The organism is Paenibacillus sanguinis 2301083 = DSM 16941 (assembly GCF_000374825.1).
GTDB classification, from domain to species: Bacteria; Bacillota; Bacilli; order Paenibacillales; family Paenibacillaceae; genus Fontibacillus; species Fontibacillus sanguinis.
Genome location: NZ_KB895391.1, coordinates 1 through 15,918, shown reverse-complemented (window position 1 = coordinate 15,918; position 15,918 = coordinate 1). Strand labels below are relative to the sequence as shown.

Here is a 15,918-nt window from a genome sequence, read left to right as displayed (position 1 = left end):
CATCCCTCGGCATAAGCTAATTATGAGTGTACGCTAAGTACCTGAGGAGGTAAGCCCGATGTTGCTCATGTATGGACCTTATTTGCCTATACGTATTCTCGAAGATATCCGCTCCTGGAAGCAGGAAGAGACAGAGCATACGAAATTAATCTCCAGCATCTCTGGCGGACTTGAAGAGGACTACGCCGAGCTGCTGGAGGATTGGCGCCAGGTATTCTCCGATATGGAAGCTGCGGCTGATCGGCTGCTGCGGGTGGCGTCTTCCGATCCGGACGCCTCATTTCATGCAGATGAGCTTCCCCGGCATACTGAACGCCTGCTTGGGGCGTCCTTCCGGCAATCGCAGCAATTTGTCAGCCAGCTCCAATCTATATTGGAACACAGCCGTGCCACTCAAAGCGCGGAAGCAGCCCCCTTCGTTCGCGAATACATCATCCCCAAATCCCAATATTATCTGAATCGGCTTGAAGGCTGGAATCAGCCCGGAGAAATCATGCGCAGTGTCATTAGCTGGACACCGCCCCTGCTCCCTGTTCCCCTGGAGACGGGCGGCTGGCGCTCGCCTCATGCCGAAGGGCAGCCTGTTCCCATCGGTGGGCATACCCTGCCGCCGCTGCCTTATCCTTATGATGCTCTGGAGCCTTACATCGATGAGAAGACGATGCGCATTCACCATGACAAACATCATCAAACCTATGTTGACGATTTGAACAAGGCGGAGAAGAAGCTTCAGGAAGCTCGCAAGTCCGGAAATTTCGATCTGGTCAAGCATTGGGAACGGGAACTGGCCTTTAACGGCGCAGGGCATTATCTTCACACGATCTTCTGGGACATTATGAATCCGGAAGGGGGCGGCAAGCCTGAAGGTGAACTCATGGCGCAAATCAAACGCGACTTCGGCAGCTACGAAGCTTTCCACAAGCAATTCTCCGAAGCCGCCGCCAAGGTAGAGGGAGGCGGCTGGGCCATTCTTGTATGGAGTCCACGCAGCCACCGTCTGGAAATTCTAACGGCAGAGAAGCATCAGAACCTGTCGCAATGGGATGTTGTCCCCTTGCTTACCCTCGACGTGTGGGAGCATGCCTACTATTTGAAGCACCAAAATGCTCGGGCCGACTATATCAAGGATTGGTGGAATGTGGTCTATTGGCCTGCTGTTGCGCAGCGATTTGAGGCCGCCCGGCAGCTGAAATGGCAGCCCTACTAAAAACACATACACCTCGGCGTATACAGCAAAAGAGCGCCTGACTCAGCCTGCGGGGTTCATACCCCGTCAGACCTCGGAAGGCGCTCTCTCAGTATAGGGTGTCCTTGCCTAATCCTTCAACAGCGACAGGAACTCTGCGCGCGAAGCTGCATCCTTGCGGAACGTTCCCCGCACAGCGGAGGTGACCGTCTTGCTGCCCGGCTTCTTGACGCCGCGGGCACACATGCAAAGATGCTCTCCCTCCACAACCACCATAACGCCTTGCGGCTGCAATACTTCCTCCATGATGTCAGCGATCTGCGATGTAATTCTTTCCTGTACCTGCAATCTGCGGGTTACTGCCTCAACGAGTCTGGCCAGCTTGCTCAGACCGGCAATATGTCCGCTCGGAATGTAGCCGATATGCACCTTGCCGAAGAAAGGCGCCATATGGTGTTCACATTGACTGTAATACGTAATATCCTTAACGATGACCAGCTCTTCATGATTCTCTTCAAAGGTAACCCCAAGCACGTCGCGGGGTTCTATCGCATATCCGGCGAAGATTTCCTCGTACATGCGGGTCACCCGAGCAGGGGTATCAAGCAAGCCTTCCCGCTCTACATCTTCCCCAATCAATTTCAATATCTCGCGAATATGGTGCTCGATCTGTTCGCGGTTATCGCCTACCTGCGTATTCAGATAATCCTTCACTCCGGCCATTCTTAGCGCCTCCTTCCCTTTCCCTCGTCTTTCGTGTTGAGCTGCTATTTTCTCTTTGGACGTTGACGAGATGGGCCGTTTTGGTTCTTCATCATCTGTTGCGCACGTTGCATCTGCTTGCTATTTAAATTGTAGCCCATCTGCTTCGCCATTTTCTGCAGCGCTTCGGGATCACTCTGCATTTTAGTCATCTGCCTGCGCAGATAAAATACCCCGAGCAAAAACCCAGCAACCAATCCGACGACCAAAGTAATAATTGGAATGATAATATTCATATATTTTGCCACCCCTGCCTTAATATCGTGCGGTTCCGACTGGCGGACGCACTTCAAATATAATAGCATTGACCCTTTTGTGATTCAACAGCTTAGGCTAGAACCCCCTCAATAAACAGGGTAGTCTCCTTAGCCAGATCAATTTCCGACACGTTCATGTCATCGCCCGTACCTCGTACAATGCGGATAACCGGACGACCTGGCAAGCCCCGATGCTGCCTTACGACCACACCGGTCTCCTTGGTAGATAGCCGGACAGAGGTTCCATTTGGATATACCGATATGATACGTGTAAATTCGACAAGCACCTCATGATCCAGTTCATGCTCAGAGCAAGCCATTAAATGCTCACACGCTTCATGAGGCAGCATTCTGCGACCATCCTTGCCTCCTCCGCTAATCAAATTGTCATACATGTTGGCGACTGCGACAATTCTGGCGAATAAATGAATTTCATCCCCGGCAATTCCACGTGGTATTCCAGCTCCATCCGGGCGCTCATGATGCTGTAATGCCGCATGGGCAATCAGCAAGTTAAACTCCCGCTTATGACGAAGCAATTCGTACCCCCGCCAGGTATGGTGATCCTTAGGATCCCCTGAAATAACATCGTCCGAAGTTAACGTGGCTTTACCGATATCATGCAGCATGGCTCCAATAGCCAAATCCTTGAGCTGAGAGAAATTCAACCCCATATTCAACCCAATCATTGAGGAGATGAGGCATACATTCACAGCGTGCAGGTAGGCCGCATTGTCCGCTGTTCTGATATCCGTGAGTTGGAGCAGTGCCTCCTTGTTGCCAAGCACATCGTTCAGCAGGCTGTCCACGCTGGCGCTGACCTTGCGCGCACTCCATTCCTTCCCCGACCGGATAATCTGCAAGGTATCGGACATCTCTCGAAACACAGCCTGCTTCGTTGCTTCGCTTAGCACCTCTTCCGGCTCGACATCCTCGTAATTGTCATCCTGAATATATAGCATAGTCACGCCAATGCGCCTTAATGTATTAATCATAAATACGGTAAGCTGAATACCTGCTGACAAAAGGGCCGTTCCATTCGCCGAATACACGGTCTTCCCCAGATGCTGCCCGGGTTCAATATCATCGACACTGATATATAACATATGTCATCCCTCCACGCTCACGTTAAAATCATGTCTCAGCGCCAGCGGCTTCCAGCTTCCGGGCAGCACGCCGAAGTCGCATCAGCACTTCATCGTCCTGTTCGGTACGAATCGCTTGCTCAATCGCTTCTCTCGCTTCATCGCCGCCAATTCGGCTTAAAGCCCATGCCGCAGTCCCCCGCAGCACCGGTCTGGGATCATGAACCATTACATCTATTAATTTCGGTACGGCAGCCGCATCTTTAAAATTCCCCAGAGCAATGACCGCATTCCGCTGTATGGGCATCTTGCCCCGCCAGGCAGCCGCGGTATCTCCGAAGCGCTCCTTGAACTCCCGATTGCTAAGGTCCAGCAAGGGCAACAGCAAGGGCTTGGCCTGCTCGGGCTTCGGCTGCAGCTCCGGTCGGTGGTTCCAGGACTTCCCCTTGTTCTTGGGGCACACGATTTGACAGGTGTCACAGCCATAAAGCCGATTGCCCATCTTGACCATGAAGTCATCCTCCACAAAGCCCTTCGTTTGCGTCAAGAACGAGATGCACCGCTGGGCATTCAGCACGCCGGGACCTACAAGCGCTTCCGTTGGACAAGCGTCAATACATCTGGTGCAATCCCCGCAATCTTCGGTTACCGGAGTATCCGGCGGGAAGGGCACATTCGTGATCAACTCGCCAAGGTAAATCCACGACCCCCACTTTGGAGAGATGATCGCACAGTTCTTGCCCTTAAAGCCGATTCCGGCCCGCTCTGCTACCGCCCGATCCACCAATGCGCCGGTATCCACCATGTTCTCAATTCTCGCCTCAGGCACGCGCTCCAGAATGAACCGCTCCAGTCGGTCCATCGCCTCGCGCAGCACATAGTGATAATCACGGCCCCACGCGGACCGTGCCATAATCCCCCGGCGATTACCCGGCTCCGACCTTGGAGGGTTCTCCATCTTCGAGGGATAGGCTACTGCCACCGAGATGAGCGAAGCCGGCTGCTCCAACGACAGCTCCGGATATATGCGCTTATTGATGTCCCGTTCCTCAAAGCCCGACTCGTACCCCTTGTCGCGACGATCCTGCAATACCGCCTTCAAGGACAAGAACGGGTCTGCGGAAGCAAATCCGATGTCATCAATACCAAGCTCCACAGCTACATCCTGAATTTCTCTCTTCAACTTGGCCCAGGGACTCTCGCCCTGCTGGAGACGGACCTGCTCGGGCGCTGTCTTCGACATTCGATTATTCCTCCCGACTGCTTCATATGCTCCTGCCGCGACAAAGGCGATGCCCTGTTGCCTGCTTCACAGTTCCCTTTATCATGAAGACAAGCTCTTGATCGCCTCCCGGGCTAACAGATCACAATGATTATTTAACTCGTTATCGCTATGTCCTTTTACCTTCACGTATTCCACTTGATGAATCCCCATCAATCGCCATAATTCTTCCCACAAGTCGCGATTCTCCACGGGCTGATTCTTACTGTTCTTCCATCCGTTCTTCAACCATCCGCGTATCCAATTCTGCTGAAAACAGTTCACGACATAAGCAGAATCGCTATATACCTTCACCTTGCACGGCTCTTTAAGCTGGCTCAGCGCAGAAATAACCGCCTGAATCTCCATTCGGTTATTGGTCGTCATCATTTCTCCACCGGACAAATCTTTGCGATGCCCGTTAAACAGCAGCACAGCTCCCCAGCCTCCGGGTCCCGGATTGCCGGAGCAAGCTCCATCCGTATAAATCGCAACTTCCTTCACGGTTTCCCCTCCACAATCACAAGCTATAATCCACGCACTCTTCCGACCGGCCAAAAAACAAACTCGGCCCGTCCCACAATCAATTCTTCGCTGACGCTCCCGAAATAACGACTGTCCTTACTGCGTCCGGCATGACGATTGTCGCCCATGACAAAGTACTGCCCTTCGCCAAGCACTTGTTCTTCCATATCTCCGTCCTCAATCAGGGTATCCGTGTAAACCTCATTCAGTGGTTGACCATTAACGATGAGAAGCTGGTTGCGCACCTCTACCGTATCGCCCGGCACAGCCACCACCCTTTTAACAAGGAATGACTTTCTGCCAGCATCCATGCTCGGGTCCTTAAGAATAACGACCTCACCTTGCCGGGGGTCCGTAAACCAGTAGACCAGCTTGTCTACAAATAAGCGCTCCTGCTCCTTCAGCGTGGGCTCCATGGACTGGCCCTTAACCATCGACAGATTAAACACATATACATTCAGCAACAACATAATGAGGAAAGCCACTACCATTGTCTTCAGTATATCCCATAATTCAGCAACCCAATGAGTTTCTCTCTGGTCAGGGGGATGCTGCGGTGCCCTAGGGCTGCTCTTCTCCGCCAGTTCCCGATCATCCGTATATACGCCCGGTTCCATCCTACACCTCGTCTAAGCTCGATAGATGATTTATCGCAACCTTCAGGTATTCTACAAAATTTTAAACAGTCTATATAATAGAAAAGCATATCCTCCATCCATTTGCAATGGATAAAGAATATGCTTCAACATTTCCCGATATATTCCAGGGAATATCGTTCAATTGGAACCTGATAAGGAATGCGTTGCTGCAATGCCAAGCTTCTGGAAAGCCTTCAGAAATTTGCTTGCCCCGTAACCCATCGCTTCGTATAACGGCAGGATTGCTTGATTATGCTCGTCTCCTGCAACCATGATTCGGCGTACGTTCCGTTGTTGAAACCGCTGCTCCATCGCAGTTACCAGGCTACGACCTACACCGCGCCGGCGATAGTCCGGATGAACCGCCATTCGGTAGATACAACCGGTGTTCTGATCGATCGTTCCAATTAAGACCCCTTTTATCTCTTCTTCTACTTCTGCGACCATAATCAGTTCGGAATCCCAAGATAGTTGTCTGGCAAACGCGTACTTGGTGTCTTCATAACAATCCTCTGATAAGGCCACCTGCAAGAGCTCCATCACTTGATTTGCATCACTCAACTGAAAGGAACGAATAAGCATGCTATGATCTCCCTTTTCTTCATACAAGATGAGGTGATGTTGGAAAACAAACTCTTTGTTTTTTACATCAACCTAATAATTTGAATCCAGACAAAAAACGAGAAAAAACTGCTTGCTTGTCCATTAAAACATATAAATCTCCCAAATACATCAATTTTCTTCTGAAAATGCTTTATATTAAACGCTTACAATTGTGAATTTTCTCAAAATGTCCTCGGATGATTCACAAAAATGCATATATTTCTATCCGATACCAATAATAGGAATGTAATGGAGTGTGTAAAGTCACACCCTGGCTTTACCCTCTTATAATCGTAATTTACGCTTTCCACCACTTTCTTCATGATTACAGTTCCCTGTACATGTTTATATAGAAAGTGGGAGACTTATTAGTCCAAATTAAATTGGAGGTTATTATCATGGCACATGAATTACCAGCTTTACCCTATCCCGCAAACGCATTGGAGCCTCATATCGATGAGCAGACCATGAATATCCACCATGATCGGCACCACAATACCTATGTAACGAACCTGAATGCAGCATTGGAGAAGTCACCGGAGCTGCAAAGCAAAAGTGTAGAGGAACTTGTTTCCGACCTGAACGCCATCCCCGAATCGATTCGTACCGCCGTACGCAACAATGGCGGAGGACATGCGAATCATAGTCTCTTCTGGAAGGTCATTGGACCCCAAGGGGGAGGAGCACCGACAGGCGCGGTTGCTAAGGCGATCGACAGTGATCTTGGCGGATTCGATAAATTCAAAGAGGAGTTCACCAAAGCGGCTACAACCCGTTTTGGCAGCGGCTGGGCCTGGCTTGTAGTGGGCAAAGATGGCAAGCTTGCCGTTACCAGTACACCTAATCAGGATAACCCGCTGTCAGAGGGATTAACTCCGATCCTGGGCCTGGATGTCTGGGAGCATGCTTACTATTTGAAGTATCAAAACAAACGTCCAGACTATATCGCGGCCTTCTGGAATGTCGTGAACTGGGATGAAGTGAATCGACTCTACGAGGAAGCCAGAAAATAGGAGGTTGCTTATGACGCCAGAAAACGAAAAGCTGTCCAATGACCCCGAGGAAATGTTGAAATCCAAAAAAGCGGACGATGTCCAAAAGCAGCAATTTACGGAGTTCGTTCAGTCCCTTGGCAACACTAATAATTCGGATCATGCCGGTAAGGTATCCGAAGAGGAGCATCGGGAGCCGGATATGCAAAACCATATGAAATCAGTGGAAAATTTGCGAAACTGATGTTGTGGGAAAGAAAGCATATGTATTGCTAATGAAAACAGCCCGTCATGAATATTCAACGGGCTGTTTTTGTATGTCGCTATTTTTCGACAAGCTGCTCCTTTTGACAGAGAGTTTTAGCTGGCTGGCGTAAACTTGATCCAGTCATAATACGCCCGTACTGGGGAGCCTGGATAAATGAATTTAGTTGACCGTCAACATACCATATCAACCTCATCGTCTTCTTCATTTTAATTTCCCCTCCTAATGGATTTGCGCGAAAAACTGCGGGAGATAACGCCGGTTCTGCTCCAGCATTTCATCCAGCATTCTCTCAACATCATTTACGGAGTAGGTCAATGGATGATGTGTCAAAGCCAATAGTGCCATTCCCCTGTCGCCAGTCACTGCCGCTTCGATAGCCAGTTGCTCATAGGTTTTTACAGATCGAATCAACCCCTTTGCCGCTTCCGGAACAACCTTCACTGGCTGAACCAGGGGCCCTTCACTTGTTACTTGGCAATTCACCTCAATACAGGCATCCTTCGGAAGGAAATCCAAGGTATCTCCATTAGCCACATTCAGCGTCTGAATGTCACCGGAATTGTTATACAGAGAATTCATTAATTTCACAGCAGCTTCGGAGTAGTAAGCTCCTCCCCGCTGCTCCAACTGTTTTGGCTTTTCTTTCAACTCAGGGTCCTTATAGATGTTAAACAATTCATCCTCCAGACGCTGAACCGTCTCGGCGCGCGTCTCCCCGCGGGCGGCTGCCTGCTGCTGTTCCTCCAGCATTTCTCGCTGCAAATAGAAATACTTCAGATAATAAGATGGGATAGCCTTCAGGGATTGAAGCAGAGCGCCGTTCCAGGCAAACTGCGGAACATTGCGAGCGGAGTAGCCTTCCTGGTTGGCCAGCAATTCCTCCAGCTTGGACTTGCCGTCAATGGTAATCTGACTGATCCAATGCAGGTGGTTCAAGCCCACGAATTCGCAGTGGATACGCTCGATGGGTACTGCGTACAAGGAGGATAGCCATTTGTAGGCCGCGATCGGTGAATTGCATAAGCCGATGGAACGAACACGGGAATGCTTCTGAATGGCTTCGGTCACCATCCCTGCCGGATTCGTGAAGTTGAGCATCCAGGCACCCGGGCAAAGCTCTTCTATGTCTTTGCAAATATCCAGAAGCACGGGAATCGTCCGCAAGGCCTTCATCATCCCGCCTGGTCCCGTTGTCTCCTGACCAATCATGCCATATTTCAACGGAAGGGTCTCATCCCAGGCCCGTGCTTGCAGCAGCCCCACCCGCATCTGGGTGGTGACGAATGTCGCACCCACCAGCGCAGAGCGCCGATCCATTGTCAGCTCCAGCTTAATGGGCAGTCCTGATGCCGCAATCATACGCTCTGCAAGCTGCCCCACGATCTTCAGCTTGTGCGCCCCTTCCGGGATATCCACAAGTACAATTTTGCTGACTGGCAGTGTCTCATAATTTTGAATAAAACCCTCAATCAGTTCGGGTGTATACGATGAGCCGCCGCCGATGACTGCGATTTTCAGTTCCCGCTTCATGTCTGTTCCTCCTTTACTGACAATCCTTCACTGAGTTGGTCATATACCACATCCTCCACGGGATGCCCGGATTTCTCCATAGCTAGCAAGACAGCCCCCGCTACCGGCTCCATCGCTAACCGCCTCAAGCGGCACCCTGGAGCTAACGGCTTAACAATTTCCTCGATCTGCGGTGTAATGAAGTGGCGATCACCTCGGGTCAACACGCTGCCAACCAGAACAAGGTCGAAGTGATCCTGCATCATACCCAGCTTGCGAATAACGGCAGCAGCAGCCTTGCCAAGCTCGCAGCCTTGCCGCTGGAGGATTGCCCTCGCCGCTTCATCTTGCTCTGCCACCTGGAACAACAGCTTGGTTAGATGTCTCGGGGCCCCTGCACCACGATCCAGATAATCATGGAATAAACGCTCCACTGAGGGATAATCCAGCGTTTGCAGAACGGCTTCGGTGAGAAGGGTGGAATGCTCCCTCCCCTCCCAAGCGCGAATAACCGTACGGAATACCTCTACCGCCAGCTCGCTGCCCCCGCCGTAGTCGCCGAACATGTATCCAAAGCCGCCAATTTGCAGCGACTCCCCCTGTTTGTTCATTCCGTAGCAGTTGGTGCCGCTGCCGCAAACCAGGACAACGCCATCCGCTTGCCTTGTGCCTGCCCGCAACCCGATTTCTGTGTCGCATACGATGCCATGCTGCGGAAATTGCATATCTGCAATCATCGGTCTCAGCACTTGAAAATCTGCCTCCCGGTCAGCACCAGCCAGGCCAAACATGGCATAGGTAAGCTCATTACGAGTAATACCGGCTTGTTGGATAGCTTCCTCTGAGGCCTGTTGAATGCTGCGCCGCGCCAGTTCCACCTGAACCTGATGATTGCCGCACCCGCTCAGCCCGCGTCCCATAATTCTGCCCTGCTCATCGGTGACGACGGCCAAGGTTTTGCTTCCGCCACCGTCTATTCCCAAATAGTAGTTCAACGCCGTCCTCTCCTATTTCAGCTTACTCAGGTTCTCTTGCCATCTCTCTGTCTTGTACTTCAGCAATTTGGCATACCCCGCCTTCTGTGCATCCGCTTCTGCCTTGTCGAGCATCGAGGCCACTTCTGCCTCTGACTTTGCGTTCATAACGGCCGCCGCCAGAGCCTTGGTATAGATATCGAGCACACTTTGGGCTACTATTCCTTCCTCACTATCCCCGGCTGGGTCCAGGTTCGTAAATTCTGTCGTATTGTATTGCGTCTCCCAGGTAATTTCCGACTGCCATCTTGACTCCCAGTTCTGCTTCTCCGGCGGAAGGGTGGATTCAAATTTCATCTTCGATTTATCCACGTACACGGTATTGCCCACCCATTGAAAGTTGACGGTGGCATTCATCAATTCATCGCGGCCTTTCGTGTCCGAAGTGAACTTTTCTGTAAATAAAGGAGCTTCTTCTTCATCCGCCCCATCCCAATACAGACCTTCCGGTCCCCACATGATGATTCGTTGTCCCTCGGGGCCGGTCATCCAATCCAGGAAGGCAAAAATCGCTTCCGGGTCCTTGGCTGAGCGGGTAATTACATTAACATTCCAGCCCTGCTGCTTGTAATCACCGGGATAAATTTTGTTCTTATCCAGCCCCGCCTTATGAATAGGCCATACCATGATATAGCCAGCCTCCGGATCTTCTGCCGAGAGCAGGGCATTGCCGATAGCTCCATACTCCGTTGGACTTGAGGCTACATACATCGCGATTTGTCCATTCCGCACCTTTTGCTCAACCTGCTCCAGCTTTTGCGTGAATGCATCCTGCGAGATTAAGCCTTCACGGTATAGCTTATTCGCAAATCCGATGCCTTCTCTGAACACAGGGTCGGTGAACAGCGAATTTAATTGATCTCGGGAAGGGACACCCTTTATTGCGGTGAATGTAGCGGGATAGTTCTCGCCAAACGCCGTTGTCAATATTTCTATGCCAGCACCTCCCTGCCCCACTTCCAAGGGTACGACATCCGGATAATTGGCCTTCACCTGCTTCAGATAAGCGTATAAATCATCGGTCGTCTCCAAAGGTGGAGCGCCAAGCTCATTGTATATCTTCTTGTTGACCAGATATCCTGCATTGCCGTTAGGCTGCGTCGTGTACCAGTTGGGGAACTGGTAGAGCTTCCCGTCCGGTGACCGAAGCATATCAAGCGTCGAATCCCCGGCCCATTTCTGCAAATTCGGGTACTTCTCCAAATAGTCATCAAAGGGAACCAGCATGCCCGCCGAGCGCAGCTTCTCCACATCCGCTCCCCGTTCCATCCAGATCACGTCCGGCAGTTCCCCGGATACAATCATGGTGCTCAGCTTCTGCTTCGCATTGCCGCCAGAACTGACAGGCTCCACCGTGACCTGTTTGTTCTCTTTAATCCATTTGGTGGACAGGTCCTCTCCCCAATTGGGCATCGTATACCAATCATAGTGGCCATAGAAGGTGAAGGTGAGCGGCCCGGATTCTCCCGCAGCTTCTTCCCCGCCTTGCGGGGATCCTTCAATTGCTTTGTTGCCCGTTGCTCCTCCGTCTCCGCCCGAGCAAGCGGTCAGCGCCAGCACGACAGCCAACATGGTGGTCAGCACCAGCTCTTTCGTGTTTTTCCAATGGTTCCTATGCTTCATTCAAGACTCCCCCTCATTTGCGGAACTATTCCTTCAAAGACCCGATCATGACACCCTTCACAAAATACTTCTGCACAAAAGGATATACGCACAAAATAGGTACTGTCGCGACCATCATCGTTGCCATGGACAACGACTTGGTGGTTACCGTCTTCATTCGGTTCAAATGGCTGGCAGCGGCCGAGTCCATCTGCGACATCTGCTCCAGCATGATGTTGGAATTCAATATCTGCTGCAATTTGGTTTGTATTGGCAACAGGTCCACGCTGGAGATATAAATGCTGGGGGCAAACCAGTCATTCCAGTGATACACCGCTGTGAACAAGGCCAACGTCGCCAGCACGGGTCCGGATAGCGGTAAGATAATACGGAACAGCACCCCCCAGTTGGAGCAACCATCGATGCGGGCAGATTCGTCCAGACCGGCTGGCATGCCTTTGAAGAACGTCCGGAATATAATCATGTTCCACACACTGATCAGCCCCGGTACAACCATGACCCAAAACGTATCAATCAATTGCAGTTCACGGATTAACAGGTACGTCGGAATAAGCCCACCGCTAAAGAACATGGTGACAATGCATAACACCATATAGAACTTGCGTCCGATCAACCAGTTTTTGGTCATCCCATAGGCAAAAATAGCGGTAGCCAGAATCGATAAGAGGGTCCCTGCTACCGTTCTCAGCACAGATACGCCAAAGCCGCCCAGCAGCCGCTCGTCCTTGAATACCACCGCATAGTTCTCCAAGGTAAACTCCCGGGGCCAGAAGGTGATGCCCCCTCGCATCGTGTCGTTTCCACTATTGAAAGAGATTGCAGCGGCGTTCCAGAAGGGATAAAAAGCGGCAAACCCCAGCACGAGCAGCATAATGTAAATGACCGCAGACAGCGTCTTGTCACCCAGAGTCAGCTTCATTGCGTCTTCCCTCTCTTCCGATTGGCGTGCTTGTCAGGACAAACGGCGGCTACCATAGGCTATTCCCCGACCGACGTGCTGCATAGTTAGCTCCGGCCAGCAGCGCCACACTAAGCACTCCCTTAAACAATCCGACAGCCGTCGCATAAGAATATCTGTTATTCTGAATCCCTACGCGATAGACGTAAGTGTCAATAACATCCGCAACATCTCGCAACACTGGATTTGCCCCCAGCAACAGAATGTCCTCGAAGCCTGCATTCAGCAAATTGCCAATGTTCAGGATGAGAAAAATGATAATGACCGGCAGGATGGAGGGCAGCGTAATAGAAAACATTTGTCGCAGCCGACTGGCTCCATCCATCGCTGCTGCTTCATACAGTTGGGGATCTACGCCGGCAATCGCGGCCAGATAGACGATGGAAGAAAACCCAATCTCCTTCCAAACCCCTGTCGTCACTAGAATGGTCCAGAAATACTCCGGAATGGATAAGAAATTGATAGGCTCATCAATCAGGTTAAGCTGCTGCAACAACATGTTGAAGCTTCCGTTATCCGTTGACAGCAACGAGGTAACAAACCCGGAAACAATAACCCAGGAAATGAAATGCGGCAAATAGCTGATGGTCTGAATGGTGCGTTTGAACACTCGGTTATGCACCTCGTTCAGCATAAGCGCGAGCAGGATCGGGGCCGGAAACCCGATAAACAGCTTAAGCAAGCTGATGACCACCGTGTTGCGAATTACACTCCAGAACTCAGGGGCATGAAAGAACATTTCAAAATGCTTGAGGCCCACCCATGGACTTGCCATAAAGCCTGTAAAAATGTTGTAATCCTGAAAAGCCATCAGCACCCCGTACATGGGGATATAGCTGAAGACCAGGATGAACAACAGTGCTGGCAAGACCATTAGCTGAACATCCCACTGTCTAAGAAAATCCTCCACCAACTTCGGTTTGCGGCCCCGGCCAGGCCGTTTCAAACCTTTTTGCTCTTTGTGCATACTGGGTTGCAGCAGCATCCCCCCCTTTTTTTGAAGAAAAGACCTTACGCACCTATTTTTTTGCGTAAGGTTTTCTTCCACTTGAGACTATTTTATAAGCTTATTTAGCTATATTCTCCCGTTAAACGTCTGAAAATTAACGATATTTTACTGAAAACTTGAGAAAAAGTGTTTATTTCGGCAAATATAAAACCTATGATGTTATGTTTATGTTATTTTTATGGAAATTGAAAGCGTTTGTCGCTATTTTGATATGTTACGAGCCCGAGCTTGCTTGGGAGACATACCGAAATGCTTGCGGAATAAGTGATTGAAGTTGGACAGACTACGGAAGCCGCATTCCATCGCAATGTCGCTAATTTTGTGCGAGGTAGTTTCCAGCAGCCGAAGCGCATGCTCCAGGCGAAGCTGAATGAGGTATTCCAGGGGAGGGCGCCCCACAGCCCGGCGAAAAATATCGCTGAAACGGGAAGGGCTAAGATAGGCGGACGCAGCCAACTCTTCCAGAGTCCATGGATGAGCCAATCTCTCCTCCATGGCATAAATAATCTGACGCACCTTCTCCAACTGCATCGAACCAATCTCCGAACGGCTTTGATTTGCCACATCCGCACGAAAATAGCGGTTTACGCAGGACAAGAATTGCAGCAGCAAGGCATGAACCATTGAAATGTAAGATCGTTGCTCCTGCTCATGTTCCTTCAGCATGGTTAGCAGCAAAGTACGCAGTTCCCCGATGTACGGCGAATTTCGATCCAGCAGATTCGTGAAATGGATGCCCATCTCTTTAAACGGCGCTAAAATCTCTGGATCGTACCGCAGGCTTCCGGCAAACCAGGCCATATCAAACTCAATGACCAAAATGACCAGATCGCGCATCTCGTAGGCACAGTGCAGATCATTGGAATTAATCAGGAGAATGTCGCCCTCCTTGAATTCAAAGGACTTCCCATTAATGATGTAGTAGCCACAACCGGAGGAAATATAGTTAATCTCCAGCACGTCATGCCAATGCAGCTTCTGGTAGTGGGTATTCACACCTACCGTTTCTGCAATGTAAAGAGGATATCTCTTGTCCAGCAATACTTTTTCCCTGGGGATAGCTCCCCCCAATCCGGCCAATTTCATGATCCCTTCACTCCTTTGAGGCAAAGTGTCCAAGCTGCACCCGTAAGGTTAACCACTACTTAATGTACGTATAAATATACCATTAATGAGACTTACCGGATACTTGATTCAGGGATGTTGCTCCTTATGGTGAGGCGCAAATTTGCTGGGTAGAAGAGAATAAAAAAATAGTAAGAATAGTAGGAAAAGTTAGGGGGATGAGATATGTAAAATGGGTGAGCTGGGGGATTGGGTTGGATAGGTTGGTTGAACTGGGGTGCTGGTTGTGCTAGGCGTGCTGGTTATGCTAGGCGTGCGGAGCGTGTTGGGGTGCTGGGCGTGCTGGGTTGCGGGGCGTGCTGGGCGTGCTGGGCGTGCTGGGCGTGCTGGGCGTGCTGGTTGTGCTGGGCGTGCTGGGCGTGCTGGGGTGCTGGGTGTGCGGGGCATGCTGGGGTGCGGGGCGTACTGGGCGTGCGGGGCGTGCTGGTTGAGAGGATGGGTAGGTGCGTTGGATGTTAGGATGAGTAGGAGAGTTGAAATAGTAGAATGTGTAAAATGACCAAGCTGCCCCGAGCATTGTTCCCCATAAGTACGATGTCGGGAGAGCCTGCCCTTAAACCAATGAACAACAGCCCCTTATCTACTTTTGACATGGATAAGAAGGCTGTTGTCGCCTTCATTGGATTTTATTGGTAATTATGATGCCTATTTTTTCGTTCAGCTTATGATTAGATGGAAATTCTCCATCTAAAATTCTGAAAATGCCTATATCTCCTGCTCTTATATGGAAATCCTCCAGTTAATTCTTCCGAATTGCAAGGATTCGAGAGAAATTGCTCAAATTATAGGGAGAATTAGAGCTAGAATAAAAAGTGGACACCTCGTTAAGAGAAAAAGATAATAAAACTAACTGAGGAGGTGTTCACGTGGGTGAGCAGCGGAATCGCTATAACGAAGAATTTAAAAGACAAACAGCTAAATATCTCCATGAACAGACGAAATCGGTGGAGGAAATCGCCTTAGAGATGGACATCCCAGCAAAGACGTTGCATGCCTGGAAAGCCAAATATCGCGAGTTCAAGAATGAGTCCATCTCCAGTGTGGAACGGCTTCGAGAATTAGAACAACTCTTAAAAGAGAAGG

Annotated in this window: 17 protein-coding genes and 1 pseudogene; 4 read left to right on the top strand and 14 right to left on the bottom strand. The window is 50.4% G+C overall.

Annotated elements, in window-relative coordinates; genetic code table 11:
• Nucleotides 1-58: 58 nt before the first annotated feature.
• Nucleotides 59-1,207 carry a Fe-Mn family superoxide dismutase gene (locus C557_RS0118970; protein ID WP_018753452.1) on the top strand — a complete coding sequence of 383 codons (1,149 nt, stop codon included), beginning with the start codon at nucleotides 59-61 and terminating at the stop codon, nucleotides 1,205-1,207.
• A gap of 108 nt (nucleotides 1,208-1,315) precedes the next feature.
• Here the strand turns inward: C557_RS0118970 and folE are convergent, their stop codons facing one another.
• The 7 genes and pseudogenes from folE to C557_RS0118935 all read right to left on the bottom strand — a co-directional run bounded on the left by folE (nucleotide 1,316) and on the right by C557_RS0118935 (nucleotide 6,296).
• Nucleotides 1,316-1,909: a GTP cyclohydrolase I FolE gene (folE, locus tag C557_RS0118965; protein WP_018753451.1), complete on the bottom strand. Its 594-nt coding sequence runs from the start codon at nucleotides 1,907-1,909 to the stop codon at nucleotides 1,316-1,318.
• A 44-nt stretch (nucleotides 1,910-1,953) separates the two neighbouring features.
• Entirely contained in the window at nucleotides 1,954-2,184 is a 231-nt protein-coding gene (locus tag C557_RS0118960; protein WP_026263571.1) for a YneF family protein, read from the bottom strand.
• 92 nt (nucleotides 2,185-2,276) lie between these two features.
• Entirely contained in the window at nucleotides 2,277-3,311 is a 1,035-nt protein-coding gene (locus tag C557_RS0118955; protein ID WP_018753449.1) for an HD-GYP domain-containing protein, read from the bottom strand.
• Nucleotides 3,312-3,366: 55 nt separating this feature from the next.
• Nucleotides 3,367-4,533: pseudogene (gene queG, locus C557_RS0118950) on the bottom strand (tRNA epoxyqueuosine(34) reductase QueG); the annotation flags it as partial.
• Between the two features lie 81 nt (nucleotides 4,534-4,614).
• The gene (gene rnhA, locus C557_RS0118945; protein WP_018753447.1) at nucleotides 4,615-5,055 is read right to left on the bottom strand and encodes a ribonuclease HI; all 441 of its coding nucleotides are present in this window, start codon (nucleotides 5,053-5,055) and stop codon (nucleotides 4,615-4,617) included.
• A 23-nt stretch (nucleotides 5,056-5,078) separates the two neighbouring features.
• Complete coding sequence (gene lepB, locus C557_RS0118940) at nucleotides 5,079-5,693, bottom strand: signal peptidase I (RefSeq protein ID WP_018753446.1); 615 nt, start codon at nucleotides 5,691-5,693, stop codon at nucleotides 5,079-5,081.
• Nucleotides 5,694-5,852: 159 nt separating this feature from the next.
• The gene (locus tag C557_RS0118935) at nucleotides 5,853-6,296 is read right to left on the bottom strand and encodes a GNAT family N-acetyltransferase (protein ID WP_018753445.1); all 444 of its coding nucleotides are present in this window, start codon (nucleotides 6,294-6,296) and stop codon (nucleotides 5,853-5,855) included.
• A 419-nt stretch (nucleotides 6,297-6,715) separates the two neighbouring features.
• Here C557_RS0118935 and C557_RS0118930 point away from each other — a divergent pair, with 419 nt between their 5' ends.
• Together C557_RS0118930 and C557_RS0118925 are read left to right on the top strand one after the other, a co-directional pair.
• Complete coding sequence (locus C557_RS0118930; protein WP_018753444.1) at nucleotides 6,716-7,330, top strand: superoxide dismutase; 615 nt, start codon at nucleotides 6,716-6,718, stop codon at nucleotides 7,328-7,330.
• A gap of 10 nt (nucleotides 7,331-7,340) precedes the next feature.
• Nucleotides 7,341-7,553: a hypothetical protein gene (locus C557_RS0118925; RefSeq protein ID WP_018753443.1), complete on the top strand. Its 213-nt coding sequence runs from the start codon at nucleotides 7,341-7,343 to the stop codon at nucleotides 7,551-7,553.
• A gap of 79 nt (nucleotides 7,554-7,632) precedes the next feature.
• Here the strand turns inward: C557_RS0118925 and C557_RS25045 are convergent, their stop codons facing one another.
• From C557_RS25045 to C557_RS0118890, 7 genes are all read right to left on the bottom strand, one after another.
• Nucleotides 7,633-7,782: a hypothetical protein gene (locus C557_RS25045; protein WP_018753442.1), complete on the bottom strand. Its 150-nt coding sequence runs from the start codon at nucleotides 7,780-7,782 to the stop codon at nucleotides 7,633-7,635.
• A 14-nt stretch (nucleotides 7,783-7,796) separates the two neighbouring features.
• Nucleotides 7,797-9,107: a 6-phospho-beta-glucosidase gene (locus C557_RS0118915; RefSeq protein WP_018753441.1), complete on the bottom strand. Its 1,311-nt coding sequence runs from the start codon at nucleotides 9,105-9,107 to the stop codon at nucleotides 7,797-7,799.
• Nucleotides 9,104-10,081 carry an N-acetylglucosamine kinase gene (locus C557_RS0118910; protein ID WP_018753440.1) on the bottom strand — a complete coding sequence of 326 codons (978 nt, stop codon included), beginning with the start codon at nucleotides 10,079-10,081 and terminating at the stop codon, nucleotides 9,104-9,106. The genes C557_RS0118915 and C557_RS0118910 overlap by 4 nt, the downstream gene beginning before the upstream one ends.
• Nucleotides 10,082-10,093: 12 nt before the next feature.
• Complete coding sequence (locus tag C557_RS0118905) at nucleotides 10,094-11,743, bottom strand: extracellular solute-binding protein (protein WP_018753439.1); 1,650 nt, start codon at nucleotides 11,741-11,743, stop codon at nucleotides 10,094-10,096.
• Nucleotides 11,744-11,768: 25 nt separating this feature from the next.
• Complete coding sequence (locus tag C557_RS0118900) at nucleotides 11,769-12,662, bottom strand: carbohydrate ABC transporter permease (protein WP_018753438.1); 894 nt, start codon at nucleotides 12,660-12,662, stop codon at nucleotides 11,769-11,771.
• A gap of 49 nt (nucleotides 12,663-12,711) precedes the next feature.
• Nucleotides 12,712-13,575, bottom strand: a complete 864-nt coding sequence (locus C557_RS0118895; RefSeq protein WP_240472986.1) for an ABC transporter permease — start codon at nucleotides 13,573-13,575, stop codon at nucleotides 12,712-12,714.
• Nucleotides 13,576-13,911: 336 nt separating this feature from the next.
• Nucleotides 13,912-14,796 (bottom strand): AraC family transcriptional regulator, encoded by an 885-nt coding sequence (locus tag C557_RS0118890; protein ID WP_018753436.1) that lies wholly within the window; start codon nucleotides 14,794-14,796, stop codon nucleotides 13,912-13,914.
• Nucleotides 14,797-15,701: 905 nt separating this feature from the next.
• Between C557_RS0118890 and C557_RS0118875 the strand changes: the two genes are divergently transcribed.
• A partial coding sequence (locus C557_RS0118875; protein ID WP_018753433.1) for a transposase occupies nucleotides 15,702-15,918 on the top strand: 217 nt, incomplete at its 3' end.